The sequence below is a fragment of the Sphingomonas sp. G-3-2-10 genome (assembly GCF_012927115.1).
Lineage (GTDB): Bacteria > Pseudomonadota > Alphaproteobacteria > Sphingomonadales > Sphingomonadaceae > Sphingomonas.
On the sequence record NZ_JABBFY010000001.1, the window covers coordinates 1,443,686 to 1,463,822 of the forward strand.

The following is a 20,137-nucleotide window of genomic DNA, read 5'->3' on the forward strand; positions in this document are numbered from 1 at the left end:
TCCAGTTCGCTTCACGTCGCGTTGCCGGTCTCGTCCTTGTCGGCATCGGCCGGCTTCGGCCCGGCGCATCCGGTGCGGACCTGATCGCCGATCCGCAGCTCTACAGTCAGCGGCTGGCGGTTCTCCTCCTCGCCCACGTCGAGGCAGCTCTCGGCGGTGAGCGTGATCACTACCGGCGTACGGGCGCTGTTCCGGGTCGTGAAGACCGCCCGATCAGCGGAGACCACGCGCGATGGCGGCGCGAAGGATTCCGGTTTCGGGGTCTCGACCGAATAATCGTGATATGTCGCCGCGCCGGGTTCGATATCGAGCATCCAGAAGGGCTCACTGCCCGATGCGCGCAGCGGCTTGCCCAGATCGAGACCGCCGAGCTTCGGAACCTCCACCGTCGGCTCGGGACCGGCCTCGCGATAACTCGCTGCATTCTCATCGGGCCCGGCTTGGCAGGCGGAAAGCAGAAGCAGTGACGTGGCCAGCAACAGGTTGCGCATTTGATCCTCCCCCGGAATGGTTCAGGAGTGGCCGGGCTAGCGGCGACGGTCAAGCACTGTCCTTCCTCGCAATGTTCCTATATTGTTCTAAAAATGCCCGCTGCGATTCGCCTCGCCGCGCCCGAAGCGCCTGCCGCGGTACTCGCTTTCCCGCCCAGGCCGCTGCGCTGGCTCTTCCTCGACCTCAATTCCTATTTCGCCAGCGTCGAGCAGCAGCTGAACCCAGCGCTTCGCGGCCGCCCGGTGATCGTTGCGCCGGTGGATACCGACACTACCGTCGCGATCGCCGCTTCGGTCGAGGCCAAGCGCTACGGGATTTCGACGCTGACGCCGGTATGGGAAGCGAAGCGCAAATGCCGCGACCTCGTTGTCGCGCCGGCCCAGCACGAGAAATATGTCGAGTTTCACGACCGGATCATCGAGGAGATCTGGAAGCACGTGCCCGTCACGATGGTCTGCTCGATCGACGAAGTGGCGTGCCGCCTGCTCGACAATGAAAACAGCCTCGAAGCCGCGATCGCCCTCGCCCACCGGATCAAGGCGGGTATCCGCGCGAATATCGGCGAGTGCCTGACCAGTTCGATCGGAATCGCCCCGAACCGGCTGCTGGCCAAGCTGGCGACCGACATGAAGAAGCCCGACGGGCTGATCGTGTTGCAGGGGCATGAATTGCCGGAGCGGCTGTACGACGTGCCGTTGCGCGAAATCGCGGGGATCGGCGCGAAGATGGAGCGGCGGCTGGCGCAGGACGGCATCCTCGACATCCGCCAATATTGCGAGCGGCGACCGCGCGATGCGGGCAATGCGTGGGGCGGCGTGAACGGCGACCGGCTCTGGTATCTGCTCCACGGCGTCGATCTGCCGGACAAGCCGACCCAGAGCCGGACGATCGGGCACAGCCATGTCCTGTCGCCGAGCAAGCGCGGACTCGAGCCTACCCGGCTGACCGCGCGCCGCCTCGCGCTGAAAGCCGCCAGCCGGTTGCGCCGCAAGGGCTATCGCAGCCGGCTGCTGGTGCTCCACGGCAAGTTCGAGGATGACAAGTCGAACTGGCGCGCGTCGATCAAGCTGCCCAACACGCAGGACAGTTTCGTGGTGCTCCATGCGCTGGACCAGCTCTTTCCCCGTCTGGCCGAAGCCGGGCGGCAGCGCAGCGGCGGATTCCGTCTGCGCATGATCGGCGTGACCCTGTGCGAGATCGAGACAGTCGAAGGCGACCAGGGCTCGCTGTTCGCCGCGCTCGACCCGAATGATCCGCTGGCCCGCGAGACCCGGACGCTTGCGCTGAGCCGAGCGATGGACCGGATCAACGAGCGATTCGGGCGCAATGCCGTCTCCGTCGGGCCGTTGAACGGCGGGCGACTCGACGCGGTCGGAACGAAGATCGCGTTCGGAAGAATCCCCGAAGCGAGCGAATTTCACGAATGAGTGAAATTTTATTGCGTCGCACAATGATTAAGAGACTTTATATCACCATGAGCCTTGACGCGGCGAAAACCATGCGCAAACAGAGCCGCGCTATGAAAACCCTCCCCCTTCTCGCAATCGTCGCGGTCGCTTCGCTCTCCGCTTGCAAGCCCGCTCCCGAAGTCGTCGACAGCCGCGCGCCGGATCCCCAGGCCTCGGCCCTCGCCAACGCCGCTCCGGTCGAGCTGCCGCCCGCGATCTCGGCTTCGGTCTCGTTCCGCTGCCAGCCGGGCAACACCCTGCTCTATGTCGACTTCTTCAAGGGCGAGAAGATGGCCATCCTCCGCACCGAGAAGGACGGCAACCCGATCATGCTCAAGGCGCCGAACGCCGGCGAGCCCTATGTCGGCGAAGACGGTTCGAAGGTGACCGGCAACGCCAAGTCGGCCAGCATCGTGGTCGCCGGCGCGGCGCCCAAGAGCTGCAAGGCCTGATCGCGGTCTCCCGACCGTAACAATCTCCAGTAACAAGGGGCCGTCGGGACATTCCCGCCGGCCCTTTTTCATGCGAGTGTGGGCCACGATTGGAAAGGCGGCCAGTGGCGACGATCGCGATCTACAGCCTGAAGGGCGGCGTCGGTAAGACGACGCTGGCGGTCAATCTCGGCTGGGCCTCCGCAACGCTCTCGGCTCGCCGCACCTTGCTGTGGGACCTCGATCCGCAAGCCGCCTCGACCTTCCTGATCGGCCCGCCGGGCAAGGTGAAGGATCGCGCGCAGGCAATCTTCACGCAGGATATCGAGCCGAAGAAGCTGGTCCAGCATAGCGGCGTCGATCGGCTCGACCTGATTCCCGCCGACACGTCGCTGCGCGAGCTAGACCATCTCTTCCACGAAATGGACAAGAAGAAGCGGCTGGCCAAGCTGCTCGGCCAGCTCGACAAGGCCTATGACAGGATGCTGCTCGATTGCCCGCCAGGCCTGACCGACACCAGCGAGCAGGTGATGCGCGCGGCGGACCTGATCGTGGTGCCGGTGATCCCCTCCCCGCTTTCGACGCGGGCGTTCGAGGAAGTCGCGGCGCATCTCGACCGCAAGGGCGGATCGAAGGTTACGCTGATGCCGGTTCATTCGATGGTCGATCGTCGGCGCAAGCTGCATGCCGAGGCTATCGCCGCCAATCCCGATTGGCCGGTCATCCCGATGGCCAGCATCGTCGAGGCTATGGCGGCCCGGCGAAAACCGCTGGGCAGCTATGCCCCGCGCTCGCCCGCCGCACAGGCATTCGGCGATTTGTGGAAGGCGGTCGAACGGACGCTGGCGAAGAAACGTTGATGCGCCGATGAGCCACCACCAGCAGCAACCGCAGGAACTCGACCCCGAACTGGTGCTGCGCGCCTATGCGATGGGCGTGTTCCCGATGGCCGATCACCGCACCGCCGACAGCGTCTATTGGGTGGAGCCCAAGCTGCGCGGGGTGATGCCGCTGGACGGATTTCACCTTTCGCGATCGCTGAAGAAGACGATCCTGTCCGACCGGTTCCGGGTAACCGCCGATCAGGCGTTCGGCGACATCATCCGGCTATGCGCCGAAAGCGTGGACGACCGGCCCGATACCTGGATCAACGGGCCGATCGAGCGCGTCTTTACCGAACTCCACCGTCGCGGCTTCGCGCATTCGATCGAGGTATGGGACGGCGATGACCTTGCAGGGGGGCTTTACGGCCTCGCGCTGGGCCGGGCGTTCTTCGGCGAATCGATGGTGACGCGCGTGCGCGATGCGTCGAAGGTCGCGTTCGCATGGCTGGTCGCGCGGCTGAAGGCCGGCGGGTTCACTCTGCTCGATTGCCAGTTCCAGACGGAACATCTCGCATCGCTCGGCGCGATCGAGATCCCGCGCGACGATTACATCGCGTTGCTGGGCGCCGCCTTGGGCGAATCGGCCGGCGGGCTGGCCTTGGGCGCGGCATCGGTCGACGGCGACTTCTTCGCGCTGGAAGGTGCATCGCCCGAGCCCGCGCTGCCCTTGGGCCCCGCGCCGACCGAAACGGTGTTCGGGCCGCTTTCGCGGAAGGTCATCTCGCAGCTCTTGGTCCACACGTCGTAGATCGGGTGCTGGACGACGTTGAGCGCCGGACGCGCCTGATAAAGCCAGCCCGAGAAGACTCGGCCCCAGCTGTTGTCGGGCCGCTGTACATCGACCTGGACGAAGGCGCCGGTGTCCTGGAAATTCTCCCACGGCGCGGTCTGCTCGCAGGCGCGCAGGCGGATGATGACATCGCCGACACGCGTCGCTTCGCCGGGCTTCAGCTTGATCTCGCGCGCCACGCCGTTGCGCTTGTTGAGCAGGCCGAGCGTAGCGATGCGGTCCTTCATCGGCGTCGCGCCGGAATCGACTGCGCCGCCCTCCACCGTGACGGTCGTTACCTGCGGTGCGGCCTTGTCGGCCGCATCGGTGGTGACGATATCGTCGATACTCTGGTTGTTACCGGCTTCGCCTCCGGTACCGCACGCGCCAAGGGCCAGCAGCAAGGCCGCCGCAACCGCAGGACGTGCGAATCCGGTCATGCGCCGGGGGTCCAGGCCTCGTAATCGCCGGAGGCCGCAGCGCGGCGTCCGCCTGCCTCGAGCGAGCCCGAAGGACGCCAGGCAAGCTGGGTGCCGGTCAGGTTCGGTTCGGCCGGCTTTTCCCACTTGCGCGGCGCCGGCAGCGCCTGATCGGGCGCGGCGTCGATCTGGTGATGCAGCCAGCTGAACCATTCGGGCGGAACCCGGCTGGAATCGTTCAGGCCGCTATAGATGCACCAGCGGCGCGGGACGCCGTTCGCATCGGCGCCGCCTTCCCAATAGACGTTGCCGAGCGAATCCTCGCCGATCCGCTCCTTGCCGCGAAGGCCGAGCCACGTACCGAAGGTGGCGCCTTCCCACCAGGTGAAAGCATTTTTGAGGATACCCATGCGCGGCCCTTAGCGTGGTGGCGTGTGGCGAGGCAATCAGAATGAAAGGCGGAACGGGGCCAGGAGGCCCCGCCCCTTACTTCTTCTGGCCGGGCCAGCTGACCTTGTCGCCCGCGGCGATGCCGAGCTCGGCGGCGCGGCCGCCATTGATCTCGAAAACCGCGCTCACCGGTTCGCCCGACATGATCCGGTCTTCGCTCAGCGGCACGGTATTCTCCGCGATTCGCGCGATGGTGCCGTCGGGGCGGATGAAGATGATGTCGAGCGGGCTCGGCGTGTTCTGCATCCAGAAGCTCGCTTCGCGTGGCGGTCCGCCTTCGGCCGGATAGGGCGCGAACAGCATCCCGAAATCGGGCGGCATGTTGGTGCGGTACATCAAGCCGCGCTCCTGCTCCGGCCCGGTGCGCGCGACTTCGGAATTGAAATTATGCGCAGCACCCCCCGCCGTGATGATCGTGACGACGATCTTGGCGGGCACCGCAGCGGCGGCGGCGTTGTTCGCCTCGGCGCCGGGATTGCAGGCCGACGACGCAAGCAGGGCTGCTGCGGCGAAGGCCGCACGAAAGTAACGCTTCGAGGTCATGATCTTCAGCCGGTCCTTTCAACCGCGACCGCGAGCGGGCCCTTGTCCCCGTCCACGATGCGCGCACTCAGCGGCTCGCCGGGTTCGACTTCCTCGATCTCGGCACGCCGCAACGTCTCCATATGGACGAATATATCCGCGGAGTCGCCGTCGCGCACCAGGAATCCATAGCCCTTGAGGCGATTGAACCATTTGACCGTCACCGGCTCCCACGGCCCCGCCGAGGCGATCAGTTGAAGCCGGTCGGCACGATCGGGCCCGCGACCTCGCGGCGCTTCGACGGCTTCGGTCAGATCGATCGCAGTGATCGTCTTCGCCTGAAAGCCGCGTTGCCGCCGGACGGCGATGCATTCGATCCGCGCGCCTTCGGGCAGGCTACGCCGGCCGTGATCCTGTAGAACGGTAAAGTGGATCAGGATGTCGCCAAGTTGGCCATCGTCCGCGACCACGAAGCCGAAGCCTCGCGTCACGTCGAACCATTTGACGACGCCGGAACAGGCAAGGCCCTCATTGTCCTCGCCCGTGTCCTCCCCCTCTGTCACACGCTGACCGACTGTGAAGTCGCTCTGCAAAAGCTGCGGGTCCGCACGCATTCTTATCTTCCCCCAGCCGAAGACCTTACCAAATTTTTTGGAAGGGGGAACTGCTTTGTATCAAGCTAGCATCAAGCTTCTTCGAGCAAGGTTTCCGCGTCGTCGCCGGGGGCCATCCGCGCGATCTTCCACGCGAGTGACGGCGCATGGCCGGCCCGCACCATCGCGGCGACCTGTTTCTCCCGCCCCTTCGGATCGGGGAGTTCGCGCGCCCAGGGGCCAATCCGCTTGCGCCGAGCGAAGGCGAGCGCGCTGGACCTGACATCCGCTTCGATCACCGGCGCGACGGCTTCGGCATCGTCCGCCTCGATCCCGTCATGGCGCAATGCTTCGCCGATCCGCCGGGCGCCGAGCCCTCTCCGCCCCATCGCTCCGGCCTTGGCTTCGGCAAAGGCGCGGTCGTCGACATAGCGGAGATCAGCCATCTTGGCGGCCAGCCCTTCGGGGTCGGGGGGCTCCCCTTCCCAGCCACGTTCGCGGATCTTGCGGCGCAGATAAGCGATAAGACGCCCTCTTGTGGTCGCGTAGCGCTCGACGTAACGGAGCGCCAACCGCTCCAAAGCGGAACGATTTAGGGGTGGTATCGGACGGTCGCGGCGGCTCATGCGCCATGATTGTGCCACACTGGCAACCGATTTTGAACGACAGTGAGTAGCAGAGCCAAACGCATATTCATTTGCGTGTGGGGGCACCGGGTTAGCTGCTCACACAGGGGTTGAAAGAAGAATGGTTTTGGACGTTACGGGATCGCCCGAGAGCAAAGTGGCCGTGCCGGTTACGCCGGCTCCGACGCCTACCGACGACAGCCTGCCGCGCCGCTATGCCGACTTCGCCACGATGGGCGAAGCGCTGGACTATGCCGCGCAGGGCGTTCGCGGGCTCAATTTCCACGATCCGCGCGGCACGCTGTCGCGCCCTTATCCTTTCTCGGAACTGCGCGAGGATTCGCTGGTTCAGGCCCGCCGCCTGATCGCATCCGGCGTGAAGCCGCAGGACCGGATCGCGCTGATCGCGGAAACCGGCGCGGAATTCGCGTCGCTGTTCTTCGGCGTCATCTATGCCGGCGCATGGCCGGTGCCGTTGCCGCTGCCCACCAGCTTCGGCGGCGCGCAATCTTATATCGACCAGCTTTCGGTCCAGCTGAAGAGCTGCGATCCGTCGATGCTGATCTATCCGCCGGAAATCGCGGCGATGTGCGCCGAAGCGGCGCGCCAGTGCAATGTCGAGGGCATCGACTGGGCTTCGTTCGCCGAGCGCGAAGCGCCCGCGACAACGCTGCCCAGCGCCAGCACCGACGACATAGCCTATCTGCAATATTCCAGCGGCTCGACTCGCTTCCCGCATGGCGTGGCGATCACGCACAAGGCGCTGCTGTCGAACCTCGCGGCGCATTCGATCGGCATGCATGTCGGCGATGGTGACCGCTGCGTCTCGTGGCTGCCCTGGTACCATGACATGGGCCTGGTCGGCTGCCTCCTTTCGATCGTCGCGAACCAGGTTTCGACCGACTATCTCAAGACCGAGGATTTCGCGCGGCGTCCGCTCGCCTGGCTCGATCTGATCAGCCGTAATCAGGGCACCACGCTCAGCTATTCGCCGACCTTCGGCTACGACATCTGCTCGCGCCGCATGTCGAGCCAGACCAAGGCTTCGGAGCGGTTCGACCTGAGCCGCTGGCGCGTTGCCGGCAATGGCGCCGACATGATCCGCCCCGACGTGATGCAGCATTTCGTCGACGCCTTCGCCGATGCCGGGTTCAAGGCCAGCGCCTTCCTGCCCAGCTACGGCCTGGCCGAAGCGACGCTCGCCGTGTCGATCATGCCCCCGGGCGAAGGCATCCGCGTCGAACTGGTCGAGGAAACCCAGCTTTCGGGGGGCGACAAGCGCGCCGACCGGCCGCAGCGTTTCCGCGCCATCGTCAATTGCGGCAAGGCCGCGCGCGACATGGAAATCCAGATCCGCGAGGAAGACGGCACGCCGCTGCCCGATCGCGCGATCGGCAAGGTATGGTGCCGCGGTCCTTCGGTGATGGTCGGCTATTTCCGCGATCAGGCCTCGACCGATGCCTGCCTCGTCGATGGCTGGCTCGACACGGGCGACATGGGCTACCTCAGCGACGGCTATATCTACATCGTCGGCCGCGCGAAGGACATGATCATCATCAACGGCAAGAACCACTGGCCCCAGGATATCGAGTGGGCCGTGGAGCAGTTGCCGGGTTTCAAGCAGGGCGACATCGCCGCCTTCGCGATCACCACTCCGGGCGGCGAAGAGACGCCGGCGGTGCTGGTCCAGTGCCGCACGTCGGACGAGAAGGAGCGCGTCCGCCTGCGCGACGAGATCCGCGAACGCGTCCGTTCGGTCACCGGCATGAACTGCGTGATCGAACTCGTGCCGCCGCGCACCCTGCCTCGCACGAGCTCGGGCAAGTTGAGCCGCGCCAAGGCCCGCAATCTCTATCTTAACGGTGAGATCAAGCCTTACGCGCTGGCCGCCTAAGTTCTTTTCATTGTTGCAATTTCGAGCACCCCGGCTTCACGGCCGGGGTGTTTTCGTTCGAAATGGGTGTTTATCCACATCAATTTCCTGCGGAAACGCGAAGTCTTCAACCACTCGCTAACCTCCCCTCCGGTAAAACCCGGAGTGTGACCAGCCAGACGACATCCCAATTCGCCAAGGCGCGGATCGACGCGCGCGCGCTCCTCGGGCTCTACGATCCCGCGGACACGACCGATTGGGGGCCAATTCGCGCCGCCCAGATGAATGCCGGCAGCCAGCTCGCGCTGTTCATGCTCGCCGCGAATCTGGTCGGAGCCGCGCTGGTCGTGATGATCCTCGCGCCGCTGGTGCCGCTGTGGCAGCTCGCGAGCTGGGGTTCGCTGGTCGGCGCGGTGGGCGTGATGGTGGCGTTTCGCCGACTTGCGGCGCGCAACCGCGTGGCGACCAGCGCGACGCTGCGCGACGTGCGCGATAGCCTGCTCGACGGTATCGCGCTCGGCGCGGTATGGTCCATCCCGCCGCTTGCCTTCGGCCATGCCGCCGATGCCGAAGCCGCGCTGGGCCTGTGGATCGTGCTGTCGCTGCTGATGACCGCAAGCGCGGTGGCGATGGCCGCTTTGCCGCTGGCGACGATCGCGTTCGTGATGATTCTGGGCGTGTCGATCGCCGTTCCCTTATTCCTGATGGCGTCGCCGGTGCTGGCGGCGGCATCGCTGCTGTTCACCGTGCTGCTGACGATGACCACTTTCTCGCGCGGCAAATCGCTGGTCGTGATCCGCGCCAACGAGATCGCGATTGCCGAGCGCGACGAAACCGTGAGCCTGTTGCTGCGCGAGTCCGAGGATTCGGGCGCGGACTGGCTGTGGGAGATCGACGCGCAGCGCCGCGTGAACCGTGCCAACCCCCGCTTCGCGCTCTCGCTCGGCGTCGATCCCAAGACGATCAACGGCACCCCGTTCCTGCAACTCGTCGCCGGCCCCAGCTGGGAATCGGGCAATTTCGCACCGAGCCTGCGCGAGCTGGCCGAGAAGCTGAAGGCGCGCGAGGCGTTTCGCGACATCCTGCTGCCCGTCCAGGTCGGCGCCGAAGAACGCTGGTGGGAAATGTCCGCCACGCCGCGCTATGACGAACGCGGCGCCTTTATCGGCTTCCGCGGCGTCGGTTCGGACGTGACCGAGGCGCGCCAGTCGGCCGACAAGATCAACCGCATGGCGCGGTACGATACGCTGACCGGCCTGCCCAATCGCCTGCTGATCCACGAGACGCTGGCCAGCGCGATGGCCGCCGCCGAGAAATGGGGCAGCCGCTGCGCGTTCATGATGATCGACCTCGATCGCTTCAAGGCAGTCAACGACACGCTGGGTCATCCGGTCGGCGACCGGCTGCTGGGCCGCGTGTCGGAACGGCTCAAGCATCTGATGACCGAGAACGAGATGATCGGCCGCCTGGGCGGCGACGAGTTCGCGGTCGTCGTGCGCGATGCGACCGACACCGCGATGGTGGAACGGCTGGCGCACACCATCATCGACAGCCTCTCGCTGCCTTATGAAGTCGATCACAACACGCTGTATATCGGCGCGTCGATCGGTCTGGCCACCGGTCCGCGAGACGGCCGCACCGCCGAAACGCTGATCCGCTCGGCAGATCTGGCGCTGTACCGTTCCAAGGATGCCGGCGGCGGCGTGTATCACGCCTATGAGCCCCAGCTGCACATGGCCGCCGAGGAGCGCCGCGTGCTCGAAATAGCGCTGCGCAGCGCGGTCGAGAATGGCGAGATGCATCTGAACTACCAGCCGGTGGTCGATGCCGGGACCGGCAGGCTGACCGGGTTCGAGGCGCTGCTGCGCTGGGTTCATCCCGAGTTCGGCAATGTCTCGCCCGCCAAGTTCGTGCCACTGGCCGAGGACGCCCGGCTGATCGCCCCGATCGGCGAATGGGTGCTCCGCACCGCGATCGAGGAAGCCTCGCGCTGGGATGTGCCCGTCCGCGTTGCAGTTAACGTCAGCCCCGAACAGCTCCACAATCCGGCGTTCGTCAGTGTCGTGGCACAGGCGCTGGCGCAATCCGGCCTGCCGCCCGAACGGCTCGAGCTCGAAGTGACCGAAGGCGTGTTCATGCGCGAAGGCACCGTGGCGATCCAGGTGCTGGAGAAAATCCTCGACCTCGGCATCCGCCTGAGTCTCGACGATTTCGGCACCGGCTATTCGTCGCTCGGCTATCTCAGCCGCACGCGCTTCTCATCGATCAAGGTAGATCGCAGCTTCGTTCAGGGCGCGTCGAAGGGCGCCAAGGAAGCCATCGCCATCATCCGCGCGGTGGTCGCCCTCGCCAACAGCCTGGGCATGGCCACCACGGCTGAAGGCGTCGAGACCGAGGAAGAGCATCTGATGGTGCAGGAACTGGGCTGCACCAAGGTGCAGGGCTATTATTTCGGCCGCCCCCTGCCCGTGGAGGAAGCCCGCGCGCTGACCATGCGGCGCGAGGGGAGCAGCGCAGCGGCGTGAGGAAAAGGGATCGAGGGGCCGTGAAGCGTCACAGGCCCCTTGCCCCGTTCAAAACCCCACGCTAAAGCGCCGGGCCGCACAGGGGCGTAGCTCAGCTGGTTAGAGCGTCGGTCTCCAAAACCGAAGGCCCTCGGTTCGAATCCGAGCGCCCCTGCCATCTTCCAAAACATGCATGCCGCCGGCGCCAGGGCGCTCAGTATGTTCTGGACACCAGCATAGAGCCATCCGCCGCATCGGTGATCGTGACCTGCCTGAATCCGGCGCGGATCGCGGACTGGTCAATCGCCCTCACGAAGCTGGAGCGGAGTGTCCTCAAGCAGATAATCCCCGGGGTGGCGAGGATCGTCAGCGCCGCCAGAATTCGACGTGGAATCGCACCGTTCCCACCGGCTCGACGCGATGCAGGATGGTGGGTTCGACGATGCCCGGCGCGCTGTCCGGCGTGAGGAGCGACACGGCAGGTGTCCGGCGGCCATCCGTGACGAGGTAGCGCAAGCTTCCCTCCTCGACGTGGACGAGGCCCCATATCCCGTCCTTGGTGGAATGCTCGTTCAGCAGCCCTGCCGGAACGCTGGCTTCCGTGAATGTGGGCGTGCGCTTGTAGCTGGCGAGGCCATCGGGAAGGCGGGTCGTCATATCGGTCTCTACGGCTTTCAGATTATCCGGCTGTCACGATGATAATGCACGCCGAGCTGGAGGCTCTCGGCGATCCGCCCGGCCTTCTCCTGCAGATTGGCGGCGATCGCGGGGTCGAGCAATTCCTCGGTCACCTGCTTCCACAACGCCAGCCAGCGGATGAAATTCTCTCGCGTCATCGCGCCTTCGTGGCGGATATGCGCGGCCATCGGCTGGCCCTTGTAGCGGCCGCTGGTCAGCATCACGGAGGACCAGAATGCCTGCAGTTTCTCCAGATGGAGCGGCCAGTCGTCGATGGCGACGTTGAAGATCGGCCCCAGCATCTCGTCGTCGCGCACGCGGGCGTAAAATGCCGGGATCAGCCGGTCGATCTGATCTTCGGTAATCATGTGGTCCTCGAAATGCCGGAGGGCGGGTGTGTCAGGCAATCGGAGAGGGCGGGCCGCCTTGGCGAACCCGCCCTACCCCTGGCCGCCCGGATCAGGCCGCCTTCTTCCAGATCGGCTCCAGCGCGACGTGCGGGGGGCATTCGGCGACGTTACCGGTGGGCAGGCCCGCCAGTTCGTTGGCGAAGCCGTGGTTCACGTCGCGATGGTGCGCCTCGTCCGCCCGGACCACCAGCACCACGTCGCGCAGCGTCGCATCCTCGGGCAGGCCCCAGTAGCGCTTGGCGATCTCCGGCGCGGGCACATTCTCGCTGCGGCCTTCGTCGATCTCGGCGAGATAGTGAGTGTAGCTGATCACCGCTTCCTCCTCGAAATAGCCGACGACCCGATGGGCGGTCTTGGAGCTGACCAGATAGAGGCCGAAGAAGAACAGGTAGAACACCCATTGCACGCCGATGATCACCGCGCGCTCGAACCAGGTCGGCTTGGAGATCTCGATGAAGGTCATCAGGTGCATCCGCTCATTCTCGGCTTCGTCCATCAGCGTACGGATCCAGCCCTTGTCGTCACAGATGCGGCGCAGGCAGGTGAGATGGGTGATGGTGGCGCCCACCATGCCCGGCACGGCGGCGACGGTCTCGAGCACCACCGCGCGGTGGCCGTAACGCTCGGCGAAGAAGGTGTCCGCGGTCCAGCGCAGCATCTTCGTGAAGCCGAACGCAATCCGGTCGGACAGGCCCTTGGGCTGGTGGTGGACGCCGAGGTCGATAAACGGGGCAGTCATTGAAAGTCTCCGGTAACTGGTGCGTTTCGTCTGGCGCTGCATCTATGCCCGCACGGGTTCCGCGGAAATTTGGATGTTGTCCCTACCGCCGTTACCCTAAGGGCCTTGCCGGAGGTGGAAGGCCCTGCCACCACCGCAGCCTGAGGACCGCGTGACTCCGAAGCGTAACCCGCTGCAACACACGATACTGCCCTCGCCGCCCATGCCGGTGACGCTGGCGCTTGCCGCTGTCGCCATCGCGATCGGCGCGGGCATCCGCATCGCGTTCGATGCCGAGCTGGGCCAGCGAGCCACCTATATCTTCTTCGTACCCGCGGTCGTGCTGGGCGGCGCCCTGTCGGGGCTGCGCGCGGGCGTTGCGGCCAGCATCGCCGGGGCGGCGGCCGGGCTGTGGTGCGATTCGAGAACCGGGCCGCTCGGCGCGGGCAGCATCATCGCCGCGTTCGCCTTTACCGTGATCGGCTGCGCCGTCGCGGTCGGCGGCGAGTGGTTCCAGCGCGCCCGCGCCGAAGCCGAACGGGTCACCGCCGGCCTCGCCCGCCGCGAAGCCCATCTCCGCTCGCTGCTCGACACCGTGCCCGACGCGATCGTGGTGATCGACGAGGCTGGGCTTATCCGCGACTTCAGCCCGGCAGCGGAGCGCATGTTCGGCTGGGATGCTGAGGAGGTGCGCGGCCGCAACGTCAGTCTGCTGATGCCCGATCCCTATCGCAGCGCGCACGACGACTATCTCGGCCGCTATTTCCGCACCGGCGAGAAGCGGATCATCGGCAAGGGCCGCGTCGTCGTGGGCGAGCGCAAGGACGGTTCGACCCTCCCGATCGAGCTTGCCGTCGGCGAGATGGCGGTCGGCGGCCAGCGCCATTTCACCGGTTTCATCCGCGACCTGACCGAGCGCCAGCAAGCCGAGGCACGGCTGCAGGAGCTGCAGAACGAGCTGGTCCATGTTTCACGCCTCACCGCGCTGGGCGAGATGGCGTCGGCGCTCGCACACGAGATCAATCAGCCGCTCGCGGCGATCGCCAACTATCTCAAGGGCAGCCGGATGCTGCTCCAACGGGAGCCGCCGCCGCTCGACAAGGTCGGCGACGCGCTGAACCGCGCGGCCGATCAGGCTTTGCGCGCGGGCGACATCATCCGCCGCCTGCGCGAATTCGTCGCGCGCGGCGAGACCGAGCGTTCGGTCGAATCGCTGCCCCGGCTGGTGGAGGAAGCTAGCGCGCTCGCGCTCGTCGGCGCGAAGGAACATGGCATCCGGGTCGAGCATGAGTTCAGCCCCGGGGTGGATCTCGTCCTCGCCGACAGGATCCAGATCCAGCAGGTCGTGCTCAATCTGGTGCGAAACGCGATCGACGCGATGTCGCAGACCGATCTCCCGCGCCGCGAACTGACCATTGCGGTCTCCCCGGCCGACGAGGGAATGGCGCAAGTCACTGTGTCTGACACCGGTCCCGGCATCGACCCCGAAGTCGCCGGCCGGCTGTTCCAGCCCTTCATCACGACGAAGCGCACCGGTATGGGTGTCGGTCTGTCGATCTCGCGCACCATCGTCGAGGCGCATGGCGGGCGTATCTGGGCGCGGCAGCGCGAGGGCGGCGGCGCGGAATTCGGCTTCACGATCCGGCGCGTGGACGAGGAGGAGTTGTTCGATGGCGAGTGAACCGATCGTCTATGTGATCGATGACGACGAAGCCGCGCGGCACTCGCTCGAATTCCTGCTCGATTGCGCGAGCATCCGCGTCCGCTCGTTCGGCTCGGCCGATCTGTTCCTCAAGGCTTCGCCGCCGCTCGCCGGAGCGTGCATCGTCACCGACGTGCGTATGCCCGGCCGCAACGGGATCGAACTGGTCGAGGAAATGAAGCGCCGCGGCGCGCCCGTCCCCGTCATCGTGATGACCGGCCATGCCGATGTCCCGCTCGCGATTCAGGCCCTCCACGCCGGAGTCGCCGATTTCATCGAGAAGCCGTTCGACGACGAAGTGATGCTCGAGGCGATCCGCAAGGCGCTGGCGCAGCAGGCCGGCGACGAGGAGGCCCAGTCCGAACGCCAGACCGTGCTCGACCGCGCGAAGGAACTCTCCCCCCGGGAACGCGAAGTGATGGCCGGGCTCGTCGCGGGTGCGGCGAACAAGGCAATCGCCTTCGATCTGGGCATCAGCGCCCGCACCGTCGAAGTCTATCGCGCCAACGTCATGATGAAGATGCGGGCCAGGACGCTCTCGGAGCTGGTCCGCATGGCGACCATCGCCGATATTCGCTAGGCGCGGCGTTTCGGGAAAGCCGTCCGTATCGCCACGCGACACCGGTCGCCGTCATCATCTCGACTTCGCATCGTGCGACCGGCATAGACATCGCGCGTGATTTCTCACTGCCAGGGACCAGCATGACCGCCACCACTTCGCGTCCGTCGATCATCCAGCGCATGTACAACTGGACGATGGAGAAATCGGCGCACCCTCATGCCGAATTCTGGCTTGCGCTGGTCTCGTTCGTCGAAGCGAGCTTCTTCCCGGTCCCGCCGCATCCGATGCTGGGTCTGATGTGCCTCGCCAATCCGCAAAAGGCGGTGCGCTACGCCATCGTGTGCACCCTCGCCTCGGTCGCGGGCGGCGTGTTCGGCTATAGCATCGGCTATTTCCTGTACGAGAGCGTCGGCCTGTGGCTGCTCGGCGTGCTCGGCCTGACCGACGCCTTCCCGCCCGCTGCCTGCTATCTGCGCGAGTATGGCGCGGAGATCATCCTGATCAAGGGCGCCACGCCGATCCCGTTCAAGCTGCTGACGATCACCGCGGGCTTTATTCAGATGAGCTTCTGGACCTTCCTGTGGGCCAGCCTGGCGAGCCGCGCCTTCTCGTTCATGCTCGTCGGCATCCTGTTCCGGCTGTTCGGCGCGCCGATCAAGAAGTTCATCGACAAGTATCTGATGTGGGTCGCGGGCGCGTTCGTCGTCGCGGTGGTCGCGGGCTTCCTGGTGGTCGGCGCGCTTTCGGGCGACGGCACCAAGAAGGAAGCAGACAAGTGCAGTGGCGCGACGCTGGAAAGCCTGTCGCTGGATCGCAAGTAACGCGCGAGCGCCTCTCCCCGCACGGGATGACGGCGCGGGAGGAGGCGCTGGCGCAATCGCGCTTGCGCACGGCCCCGCCAATCGCTAGATGCGAAGCCCTTCCGACAGCGGCAGGGTCTGCACCGGTTCCTACGAAGGACCGGGCAGCGGACCCATGTCCCGCTGACGGCGACTTTTATTTGTGAGCAAAGCAGATGGCGAAGACCAGTCCCGTCGAATTCTTCCGTCAGGTGCAGGCCGAGACCAAGAAGGTCGTGTGGCCCACCCGCCGCGAGACGATCATGACCGGCGTTATGGTGATGATCATGACCAGCCTGCTGGGCATTTTCTTCGTCGGCGTGGATTCGTTCTTCGACGCCATCGTCCGCTTCCTGCTCTCGCTCGCCAACTAAGGACCGCACACGCATGTCGCGCTGGTACATCATCCACGCCTATTCGGGTTTCGAGGGCAAGGTCCGCGACCAGATCATCGCCGACGCCACCCGCATGGGCCTCGACCGCCTGGTCGAAGCCGTCGAAGTCCCGGTCGAGACCGTGACGGAAGTGCGCCGCGGCAAGAAGGTCCAGTCCGAGCGCAAATTCTTCCCGGGCTATGTGCTCGCGAAGCTCGAGATGAACGACGACGTCTATCACCTCGTCAAGAATACGCCGAAGGTGACCGGCTTCCTCGGCAGCATGGGCAAGCCGCAGGCGATCAGCGAAGCCGAAGCCGCGCGCATCCTGAACACCAAGGAAGAAGCCGCCGCCGCGCCGAAGCAGCGCGTCAGCGTCGATTACGACATCGGCGACACGGTCAAGGTCACCTCGGGCAACTTCGCGACCTTCTCGGGCGTGGTCGAGGAACTCGACTTCGACAAGAGCCGCGTAAAGGTCTCGATCTCGATCTTCGGCCGCGCGACCCCGCTGGAGCTGGGCTTCGAGGACGTCGAACGGGTGAAGTGAGCTTCGACCATTCGATTTGAGGTACGAAAAAGCCGGGGCGGAAACGCTCCGGCTTTTTGTGTTCACCCGGTCGCCGATGCGACTCGCGCGTTGGCCGTTATCGCTTGCGAGGTCTGCTCACCCCGGACCGCTCGACTTGATCCAGCACCTCCAGAACTGCTTGCGTCACTGCTCCGGGATCGTCGATCTCGATATTGTGGCTGGTCTTCGGGACGATGCGATGCGTGCCGCGACGCGATAGCGCAGCGGTCTGCGCGTGGAGCCAGAGATAGGATTGATAGCTGGCCGCATCGAGCGGATCGGCCTTGTCGTAATCGCCATGCGTCAGCACGATCATCGGCGTGTTGCCGAAACGGCCCGGCGTGAAGAGCAACGCATAGAAGGCATTGCCGCGATCATCGCCATAGACGCTGTTGCCAAGTTCGGAGGCCTGCGCCTCCTGATAGGTTTTGGTCACCTGGATGCGCGCACGCTCGGCCGCGATCGCCGCGCCGAGCGGCTCGCGCACGGGGTCGCTGCACCTTTTGTAGGTGATCGATGCCGGGTCGAGCGTTTGCGTCCGCGCCTGTGTTGCGCAATTTTCGTAGTGGCCAATGAGCCGCCGCATCCAATCCCCGTCCGCCAGCTCGAGGCGGGCTGCGATCGAATCGCCGAACCGGGCGCGGAGCCGCGAACGGACGCGTTCCGCGCCGCGGTCTTCGGCGGGGTCGACCAGCACGATGCCCGCCACATCTTCAGGATAAAGCGCGGCGTAGAGCTTCATATTGAAGCCGCCGAGCGAGTGTCCGACCAGAATCAACGGGGTCGAGAGCCCCGCCGCCTTGATCAGCGCCCGCATGTCCTCGACGATCGCGACCGGTGAGCGCGGGCCGGCGGCGGGGTCGCTATAGCCGAGGCCGGCGCGGTCATAGCTGCACGCCCGCGTCCGTTTGGCCACTTCGGGCTGGACCAGCGCCCAGATCACCGACCAGTCGCTGCCCCCCGCGTCGAACAGGACCGTCCGCTCACCCGTACCCATGCAGAAGAGATTGATCTTCCGCCCGCCGCCGATCTCGACCAGCTGATGCGAGGACGCGAACTGTTTCAGGATCTCGGGCGATGGCGCCTGCGCGGCCGCACGCTGCGGAAACATGGCTCCGGTGCACAGCAACCCGGCGAGCGCGACTTTGACGAATTGGTTCATGCCGCGAGCTTCGGGTCGATCCCGGTAACGGACGAGTGGCGAATATGACAATATCGGCGGCTTTTTCGCCAGTCGCTTCGCTAGAGCTGCGACAGGAGCGCAAGGACGACGCCGAACGCGATCATCAGCAACGCACCGGCTTCGCGCGACCGTATCCGCTCCGCGAGATAGAGGTGCGCGAACCCGATCGTGAACAGCACCTCGACCTGCCCGACGACGCGGACGAGTGCGACGGGAGCCGTGGCAAAGCCTGTGAACCAGCAGGCCGAACCCGCCGCCGCGAGCAGGCCGACAAGCGTCGAATTGCGCCAGTTCCGCCCAATCGCCCGCCACGTCGCGGGCTCGCGCCAGCTCAGATAGGCGCCGTGCATGATCGTCTGGAGGATCACTACCGCCAGCAGCGTCACCAGCGCCGCTGCGACCGGATCGTGCGTATGAAGAGCGATCGTCGCCTGCCTGACCAGCAATCCCGTCAGCGCGAACAGCGCCGCCGCCCCAAGCCCGCAAAGCGCAGCAGGCTGCACGACGTTTCGTAGCAGTGCCGCGGGCGAGCGTTCCTCGGGCAACGAAAGCAGCATCACGCCGACGACGCCCACGGCAATGCCGGCCCATGCGATCGGCGCCAGCCGCTCGCTGAAGAACATCGCGGAAGCCAGCGCTGCCAGCAGCGCCTCGGTCTTCGAGAAGGCAGTGCCGACCACGAAACCGCGAAAGCCGAAACTGAGGATCAGCAGCGCGGTGCCAAGGATCTGCGCCAGGCCCGCGCCCGCCGCCAGCATGAGATAGTGTGGCGACAGGGCCGGAAACCCCTGTCCAGTGACGGTCAGATAGGCCCCGGCCATCAGGGCGGCGAACGGAATCCCGAAGGCATAGCGGACCAGACCCGCACCGCTGACGCTGAGCACGCCGCGCAAGCGCTGCTGAAGCGCGGTGCGCCATGCCTGGAACAGCCCTGCAAGGAGCGAGGCCAGGATCCAAAGATGCGCGCTCACCGGCGGCCCTTGCGAACGCTCATCCGCCGAGCCCCACGCCGGGCGGTGGAGGTAGCGTCCGCGCGGCGACGGAACGCGCCCGGGTGCGGATCTCCCTTGGCCCCAGCCCCGTGCCGCGCCGGATCAGGCCGCGCAGGGTCGAGGGGTCAGAATAGCCGACACGATAGGCGACTTCCTCGAATGGCAGCGCCGTTGTCTCGATCATCTCGATCGCCTGCTCTACCCGGAGCTGCTGGAGGAACTGGATCGGGGACAGGCCCGTCGCCGCGCTGACCCGGCGCGAAAAGGTGCGCGGCGACTGGCCGACCGCCGCCGCCAGATCGTCGACACCGATGCGCTCGCCAAGCCGCGAGCGCGCCCAGGCGGCGGCCCGGGCGATGCTCTCATTGGATGCCGCCAGCAAACCGATCGCCATATAGGGAACCTGCGAGCGGCGTTCGTCGAGGATCATCCGCCGGGTGCAACCCTCTGCCACTTCCGCGCCGGCATGGCGCGCGATCAGGCCGACCATCAGGTCCATTTGCGCCATCGCGGCCCCTGCGGTGGTGAAATTGCCGTCGCTGAGGATCAGTTCGGCGGTATCGAGCGAAACCGCGGGGTACAGCTCGCGAAAGGCCGGGGCCAGCCACCATGCCGTGGTCGCGCGCCGCCGGTCGAGCAGCCCCGTGCTGGCGAGGAGCAAGGTGCCCGTGCACGAGCTGGCGACATGCGCGCCGCTCGCCGCCGCCGCCCGGATCAGATCACGCGCGGCTTCGGCATCCCCGCCGGCAAGCCGGGTCCGGTAGCAATCGGCCTTGGACAATCCCTGCGCCGGGATAATGAACAGCGCCGCATCATCGTGCGTCGCTTCGGGAAAGGCGAGAAAGGGGCGGAAGAGCGACGCCCCGGGACCGACAAGACGTACATCGAACGCGGCGGGACGTCCGGCCGAGATGGCGATGTGATTGGCCATCGCCAGCACGTCGATCGTGATGGTGACACTGGAAGCAAGCGCAGTCTCAAGCGCGAGGACGGTTACCGGCAGCATGTGCCCTCTTGGCGTTCATTTCGGATGGGATGTGCCGTCCCGGCGGGGGAAGCGCCAGCCCGTTCCTGTCCGCTCGGCCTTGAGGTCGTGG

At 65.8% G+C, this 20,137-nt stretch carries 22 protein-coding genes, 1 tRNA gene and 1 pseudogene; 12 read left to right on the forward strand and 12 right to left on the reverse strand.

The features are described from left to right. Window positions 1–11: 11 nt before the first annotated feature. Window positions 12–491, reverse strand: coding sequence for a hypothetical protein (locus HHL13_RS07270; protein WP_169555042.1), 480 nt, complete (start codon window positions 489–491; stop codon window positions 12–14). A gap of 93 nt (window positions 492–584) precedes the next feature. Here HHL13_RS07270 and HHL13_RS07275 point away from each other — a divergent pair, with 93 nt between their 5' ends. The 4 genes from HHL13_RS07275 (at window position 585) to aat (ending at window position 4,003) form a co-directional block, all read left to right on the forward strand. Beyond that, window positions 585–1,919 carry a type VI secretion protein ImpB gene (locus tag HHL13_RS07275; protein ID WP_169555043.1) on the forward strand — a complete coding sequence of 445 codons (1,335 nt, stop codon included), beginning with the start codon at window positions 585–587 and terminating at the stop codon, window positions 1,917–1,919. A gap of 92 nt (window positions 1,920–2,011) precedes the next feature. Then, complete coding sequence (locus HHL13_RS07280) at window positions 2,012–2,392, forward strand: hypothetical protein (protein ID WP_169555044.1); 381 nt, start codon at window positions 2,012–2,014, stop codon at window positions 2,390–2,392. A gap of 104 nt (window positions 2,393–2,496) precedes the next feature. Next, on the forward strand, window positions 2,497–3,231 hold the full coding sequence (locus HHL13_RS07285; protein ID WP_169555046.1) for a ParA family protein: 735 nt from the start codon (window positions 2,497–2,499) through the stop codon (window positions 3,229–3,231). A gap of 7 nt (window positions 3,232–3,238) precedes the next feature. Beyond that, a complete protein-coding gene (gene aat, locus HHL13_RS07290) occupies window positions 3,239–4,003 on the forward strand; it encodes a leucyl/phenylalanyl-tRNA--protein transferase (RefSeq protein ID WP_169555047.1) in 765 nt (254 codons plus the stop codon). A 35-nt stretch (window positions 4,004–4,038) separates the two neighbouring features. Here aat and HHL13_RS22825 read toward each other — a convergent pair. From HHL13_RS22825 to HHL13_RS07315, 5 genes and pseudogenes are all read right to left on the reverse strand, one after another. After that, window positions 4,039–4,464: pseudogene (locus HHL13_RS22825) on the reverse strand (DUF2155 domain-containing protein); the annotation flags it as partial. Further along, on the reverse strand, window positions 4,461–4,853 hold the full coding sequence (locus HHL13_RS07300; protein ID WP_169555048.1) for an NADH:ubiquinone oxidoreductase subunit NDUFA12: 393 nt from the start codon (window positions 4,851–4,853) through the stop codon (window positions 4,461–4,463). The pseudogene HHL13_RS22825 and the gene HHL13_RS07300, both read right to left, overlap by 4 nt. A gap of 76 nt (window positions 4,854–4,929) precedes the next feature. Beyond that, window positions 4,930–5,436: a DUF192 domain-containing protein gene (locus tag HHL13_RS07305; protein WP_169555050.1), complete on the reverse strand. Its 507-nt coding sequence runs from the start codon at window positions 5,434–5,436 to the stop codon at window positions 4,930–4,932. A gap of 5 nt (window positions 5,437–5,441) precedes the next feature. After that, window positions 5,442–5,978, reverse strand: coding sequence for a cold shock domain-containing protein (locus tag HHL13_RS07310; protein ID WP_346775495.1), 537 nt, complete (start codon window positions 5,976–5,978; stop codon window positions 5,442–5,444). Between the two features lie 122 nt (window positions 5,979–6,100). Further along, window positions 6,101–6,634 (reverse strand): RecX family transcriptional regulator, encoded by a 534-nt coding sequence (locus HHL13_RS07315; protein WP_169555053.1) that lies wholly within the window; start codon window positions 6,632–6,634, stop codon window positions 6,101–6,103. Between the two features lie 121 nt (window positions 6,635–6,755). On the opposite strand from HHL13_RS07315, the gene HHL13_RS07320 reads away from it, so the two are divergent. From HHL13_RS07320 to HHL13_RS07330, 3 genes are all read left to right on the forward strand, one after another. Beyond that, window positions 6,756–8,528: a fatty acyl-AMP ligase gene (locus HHL13_RS07320; protein ID WP_169555054.1), complete on the forward strand. Its 1,773-nt coding sequence runs from the start codon at window positions 6,756–6,758 to the stop codon at window positions 8,526–8,528. Between the two features lie 146 nt (window positions 8,529–8,674). Then, on the forward strand, window positions 8,675–11,032 hold the full coding sequence (locus HHL13_RS07325) for an EAL domain-containing protein (RefSeq protein WP_346775496.1): 2,358 nt from the start codon (window positions 8,675–8,677) through the stop codon (window positions 11,030–11,032). 80 nt (window positions 11,033–11,112) lie between these two features. Then, a tRNA-Trp gene (locus HHL13_RS07330) sits at window positions 11,113–11,189 on the forward strand. Window positions 11,190–11,377: 188 nt separating this feature from the next. Here HHL13_RS07330 and HHL13_RS07335 read toward each other — a convergent pair. The 3 genes from HHL13_RS07335 to HHL13_RS07345 all read right to left on the reverse strand — a co-directional run bounded on the left by HHL13_RS07335 (window position 11,378) and on the right by HHL13_RS07345 (window position 12,838). Further along, window positions 11,378–11,668 carry a DUF1971 domain-containing protein gene (locus HHL13_RS07335; RefSeq protein ID WP_169555056.1) on the reverse strand — a complete coding sequence of 97 codons (291 nt, stop codon included), beginning with the start codon at window positions 11,666–11,668 and terminating at the stop codon, window positions 11,378–11,380. A gap of 17 nt (window positions 11,669–11,685) precedes the next feature. Further along, window positions 11,686–12,057 carry a group III truncated hemoglobin gene (locus HHL13_RS07340; RefSeq protein ID WP_169555057.1) on the reverse strand — a complete coding sequence of 124 codons (372 nt, stop codon included), beginning with the start codon at window positions 12,055–12,057 and terminating at the stop codon, window positions 11,686–11,688. 91 nt (window positions 12,058–12,148) lie between these two features. Continuing rightward, window positions 12,149–12,838 carry an alternative oxidase gene (locus HHL13_RS07345; protein ID WP_169555058.1) on the reverse strand — a complete coding sequence of 230 codons (690 nt, stop codon included), beginning with the start codon at window positions 12,836–12,838 and terminating at the stop codon, window positions 12,149–12,151. Between the two features lie 151 nt (window positions 12,839–12,989). Here HHL13_RS07345 and HHL13_RS07350 point away from each other — a divergent pair, with 151 nt between their 5' ends. The 5 genes from HHL13_RS07350 to nusG all read left to right on the forward strand — a co-directional run bounded on the left by HHL13_RS07350 (window position 12,990) and on the right by nusG (window position 16,844). Beyond that, complete coding sequence (locus HHL13_RS07350) at window positions 12,990–14,498, forward strand: PAS domain S-box protein (protein ID WP_346775497.1); 1,509 nt, start codon at window positions 12,990–12,992, stop codon at window positions 14,496–14,498. Then, window positions 14,488–15,099 carry a response regulator FixJ gene (gene fixJ / locus HHL13_RS07355; protein ID WP_169555059.1) on the forward strand — a complete coding sequence of 204 codons (612 nt, stop codon included), beginning with the start codon at window positions 14,488–14,490 and terminating at the stop codon, window positions 15,097–15,099. Before HHL13_RS07350 ends, fixJ begins: the two co-directional genes overlap by 11 nt. 149 nt (window positions 15,100–15,248) lie before the next feature. Beyond that, window positions 15,249–15,902 (forward strand): YqaA family protein, encoded by a 654-nt coding sequence (locus HHL13_RS07360; protein ID WP_169556817.1) that lies wholly within the window; start codon window positions 15,249–15,251, stop codon window positions 15,900–15,902. 194 nt (window positions 15,903–16,096) lie between these two features. After that, a complete protein-coding gene (gene secE / locus HHL13_RS07365) occupies window positions 16,097–16,294 on the forward strand; it encodes a preprotein translocase subunit SecE (RefSeq protein WP_169555060.1) in 198 nt (65 codons plus the stop codon). 13 nt (window positions 16,295–16,307) lie between these two features. Next, complete coding sequence (gene nusG, locus HHL13_RS07370; protein ID WP_169555061.1) at window positions 16,308–16,844, forward strand: transcription termination/antitermination protein NusG; 537 nt, start codon at window positions 16,308–16,310, stop codon at window positions 16,842–16,844. A gap of 97 nt (window positions 16,845–16,941) precedes the next feature. On the opposite strand, the gene HHL13_RS07375 is transcribed toward nusG, so the two are convergent. The 3 genes from HHL13_RS07375 to HHL13_RS07385 form a co-directional block, all read right to left on the reverse strand. Next, window positions 16,942–18,027, reverse strand: a complete 1,086-nt coding sequence (locus tag HHL13_RS07375; RefSeq protein WP_169555062.1) for an alpha/beta hydrolase — start codon at window positions 18,025–18,027, stop codon at window positions 16,942–16,944. 80 nt (window positions 18,028–18,107) lie between these two features. Then, window positions 18,108–19,019 carry an EamA family transporter gene (locus HHL13_RS07380; protein WP_346775498.1) on the reverse strand — a complete coding sequence of 304 codons (912 nt, stop codon included), beginning with the start codon at window positions 19,017–19,019 and terminating at the stop codon, window positions 18,108–18,110. Between the two features lie 19 nt (window positions 19,020–19,038). Then, window positions 19,039–20,046: a helix-turn-helix domain-containing protein gene (locus tag HHL13_RS07385; RefSeq protein ID WP_169555063.1), complete on the reverse strand. Its 1,008-nt coding sequence runs from the start codon at window positions 20,044–20,046 to the stop codon at window positions 19,039–19,041. Window positions 20,047–20,137: the final 91 nt, after the last annotated feature.

Excerpts from the sequence above, each read along its gene's own strand:
- HHL13_RS07345 (WP_169555058.1), bottom strand. The coding sequence starts at position 12,838 with ATGACTGCCCCGTTTATCGACCTCGGCGTCCACCACCAGCCCAAGGGC.
- HHL13_RS07300 (WP_169555048.1), bottom strand. The coding sequence starts at position 4,853 with ATGGGTATCCTCAAAAATGCTTTCACCTGGTGGGAAGGCGCCACCTTC.
- fixJ (WP_169555059.1), top strand. The coding sequence starts at position 14,488 with ATGGCGAGTGAACCGATCGTCTATGTGATCGATGACGACGAAGCCGCG.
- nusG (WP_169555061.1), top strand. The coding sequence starts at position 16,308 with ATGTCGCGCTGGTACATCATCCACGCCTATTCGGGTTTCGAGGGCAAG.
- HHL13_RS07275 (WP_169555043.1), top strand. The coding sequence starts at position 585 with ATGCCCGCTGCGATTCGCCTCGCCGCGCCCGAAGCGCCTGCCGCGGTA.
- HHL13_RS07280 (WP_169555044.1), top strand. The coding sequence starts at position 2,012 with ATGAAAACCCTCCCCCTTCTCGCAATCGTCGCGGTCGCTTCGCTCTCC.
- HHL13_RS07315 (WP_169555053.1), bottom strand. The coding sequence starts at position 6,634 with ATGAGCCGCCGCGACCGTCCGATACCACCCCTAAATCGTTCCGCTTTG.
- HHL13_RS07270 (WP_169555042.1), bottom strand. The coding sequence starts at position 491 with ATGCGCAACCTGTTGCTGGCCACGTCACTGCTTCTGCTTTCCGCCTGC.
- HHL13_RS07305 (WP_169555050.1), bottom strand. The coding sequence starts at position 5,436 with ATGACCTCGAAGCGTTACTTTCGTGCGGCCTTCGCCGCAGCAGCCCTG.
- HHL13_RS07385 (WP_169555063.1), bottom strand. The coding sequence starts at position 20,046 with ATGCTGCCGGTAACCGTCCTCGCGCTTGAGACTGCGCTTGCTTCCAGT.
- HHL13_RS07320 (WP_169555054.1), top strand. The coding sequence starts at position 6,756 with ATGGTTTTGGACGTTACGGGATCGCCCGAGAGCAAAGTGGCCGTGCCG.
- HHL13_RS07335 (WP_169555056.1), bottom strand. The coding sequence starts at position 11,668 with ATGACGACCCGCCTTCCCGATGGCCTCGCCAGCTACAAGCGCACGCCC.
- HHL13_RS07340 (WP_169555057.1), bottom strand. The coding sequence starts at position 12,057 with ATGATTACCGAAGATCAGATCGACCGGCTGATCCCGGCATTTTACGCC.
- HHL13_RS07375 (WP_169555062.1), bottom strand. The coding sequence starts at position 18,027 with ATGAACCAATTCGTCAAAGTCGCGCTCGCCGGGTTGCTGTGCACCGGA.
- secE (WP_169555060.1), top strand. The coding sequence starts at position 16,097 with ATGGCGAAGACCAGTCCCGTCGAATTCTTCCGTCAGGTGCAGGCCGAG.
- aat (WP_169555047.1), top strand. The coding sequence starts at position 3,239 with ATGAGCCACCACCAGCAGCAACCGCAGGAACTCGACCCCGAACTGGTG.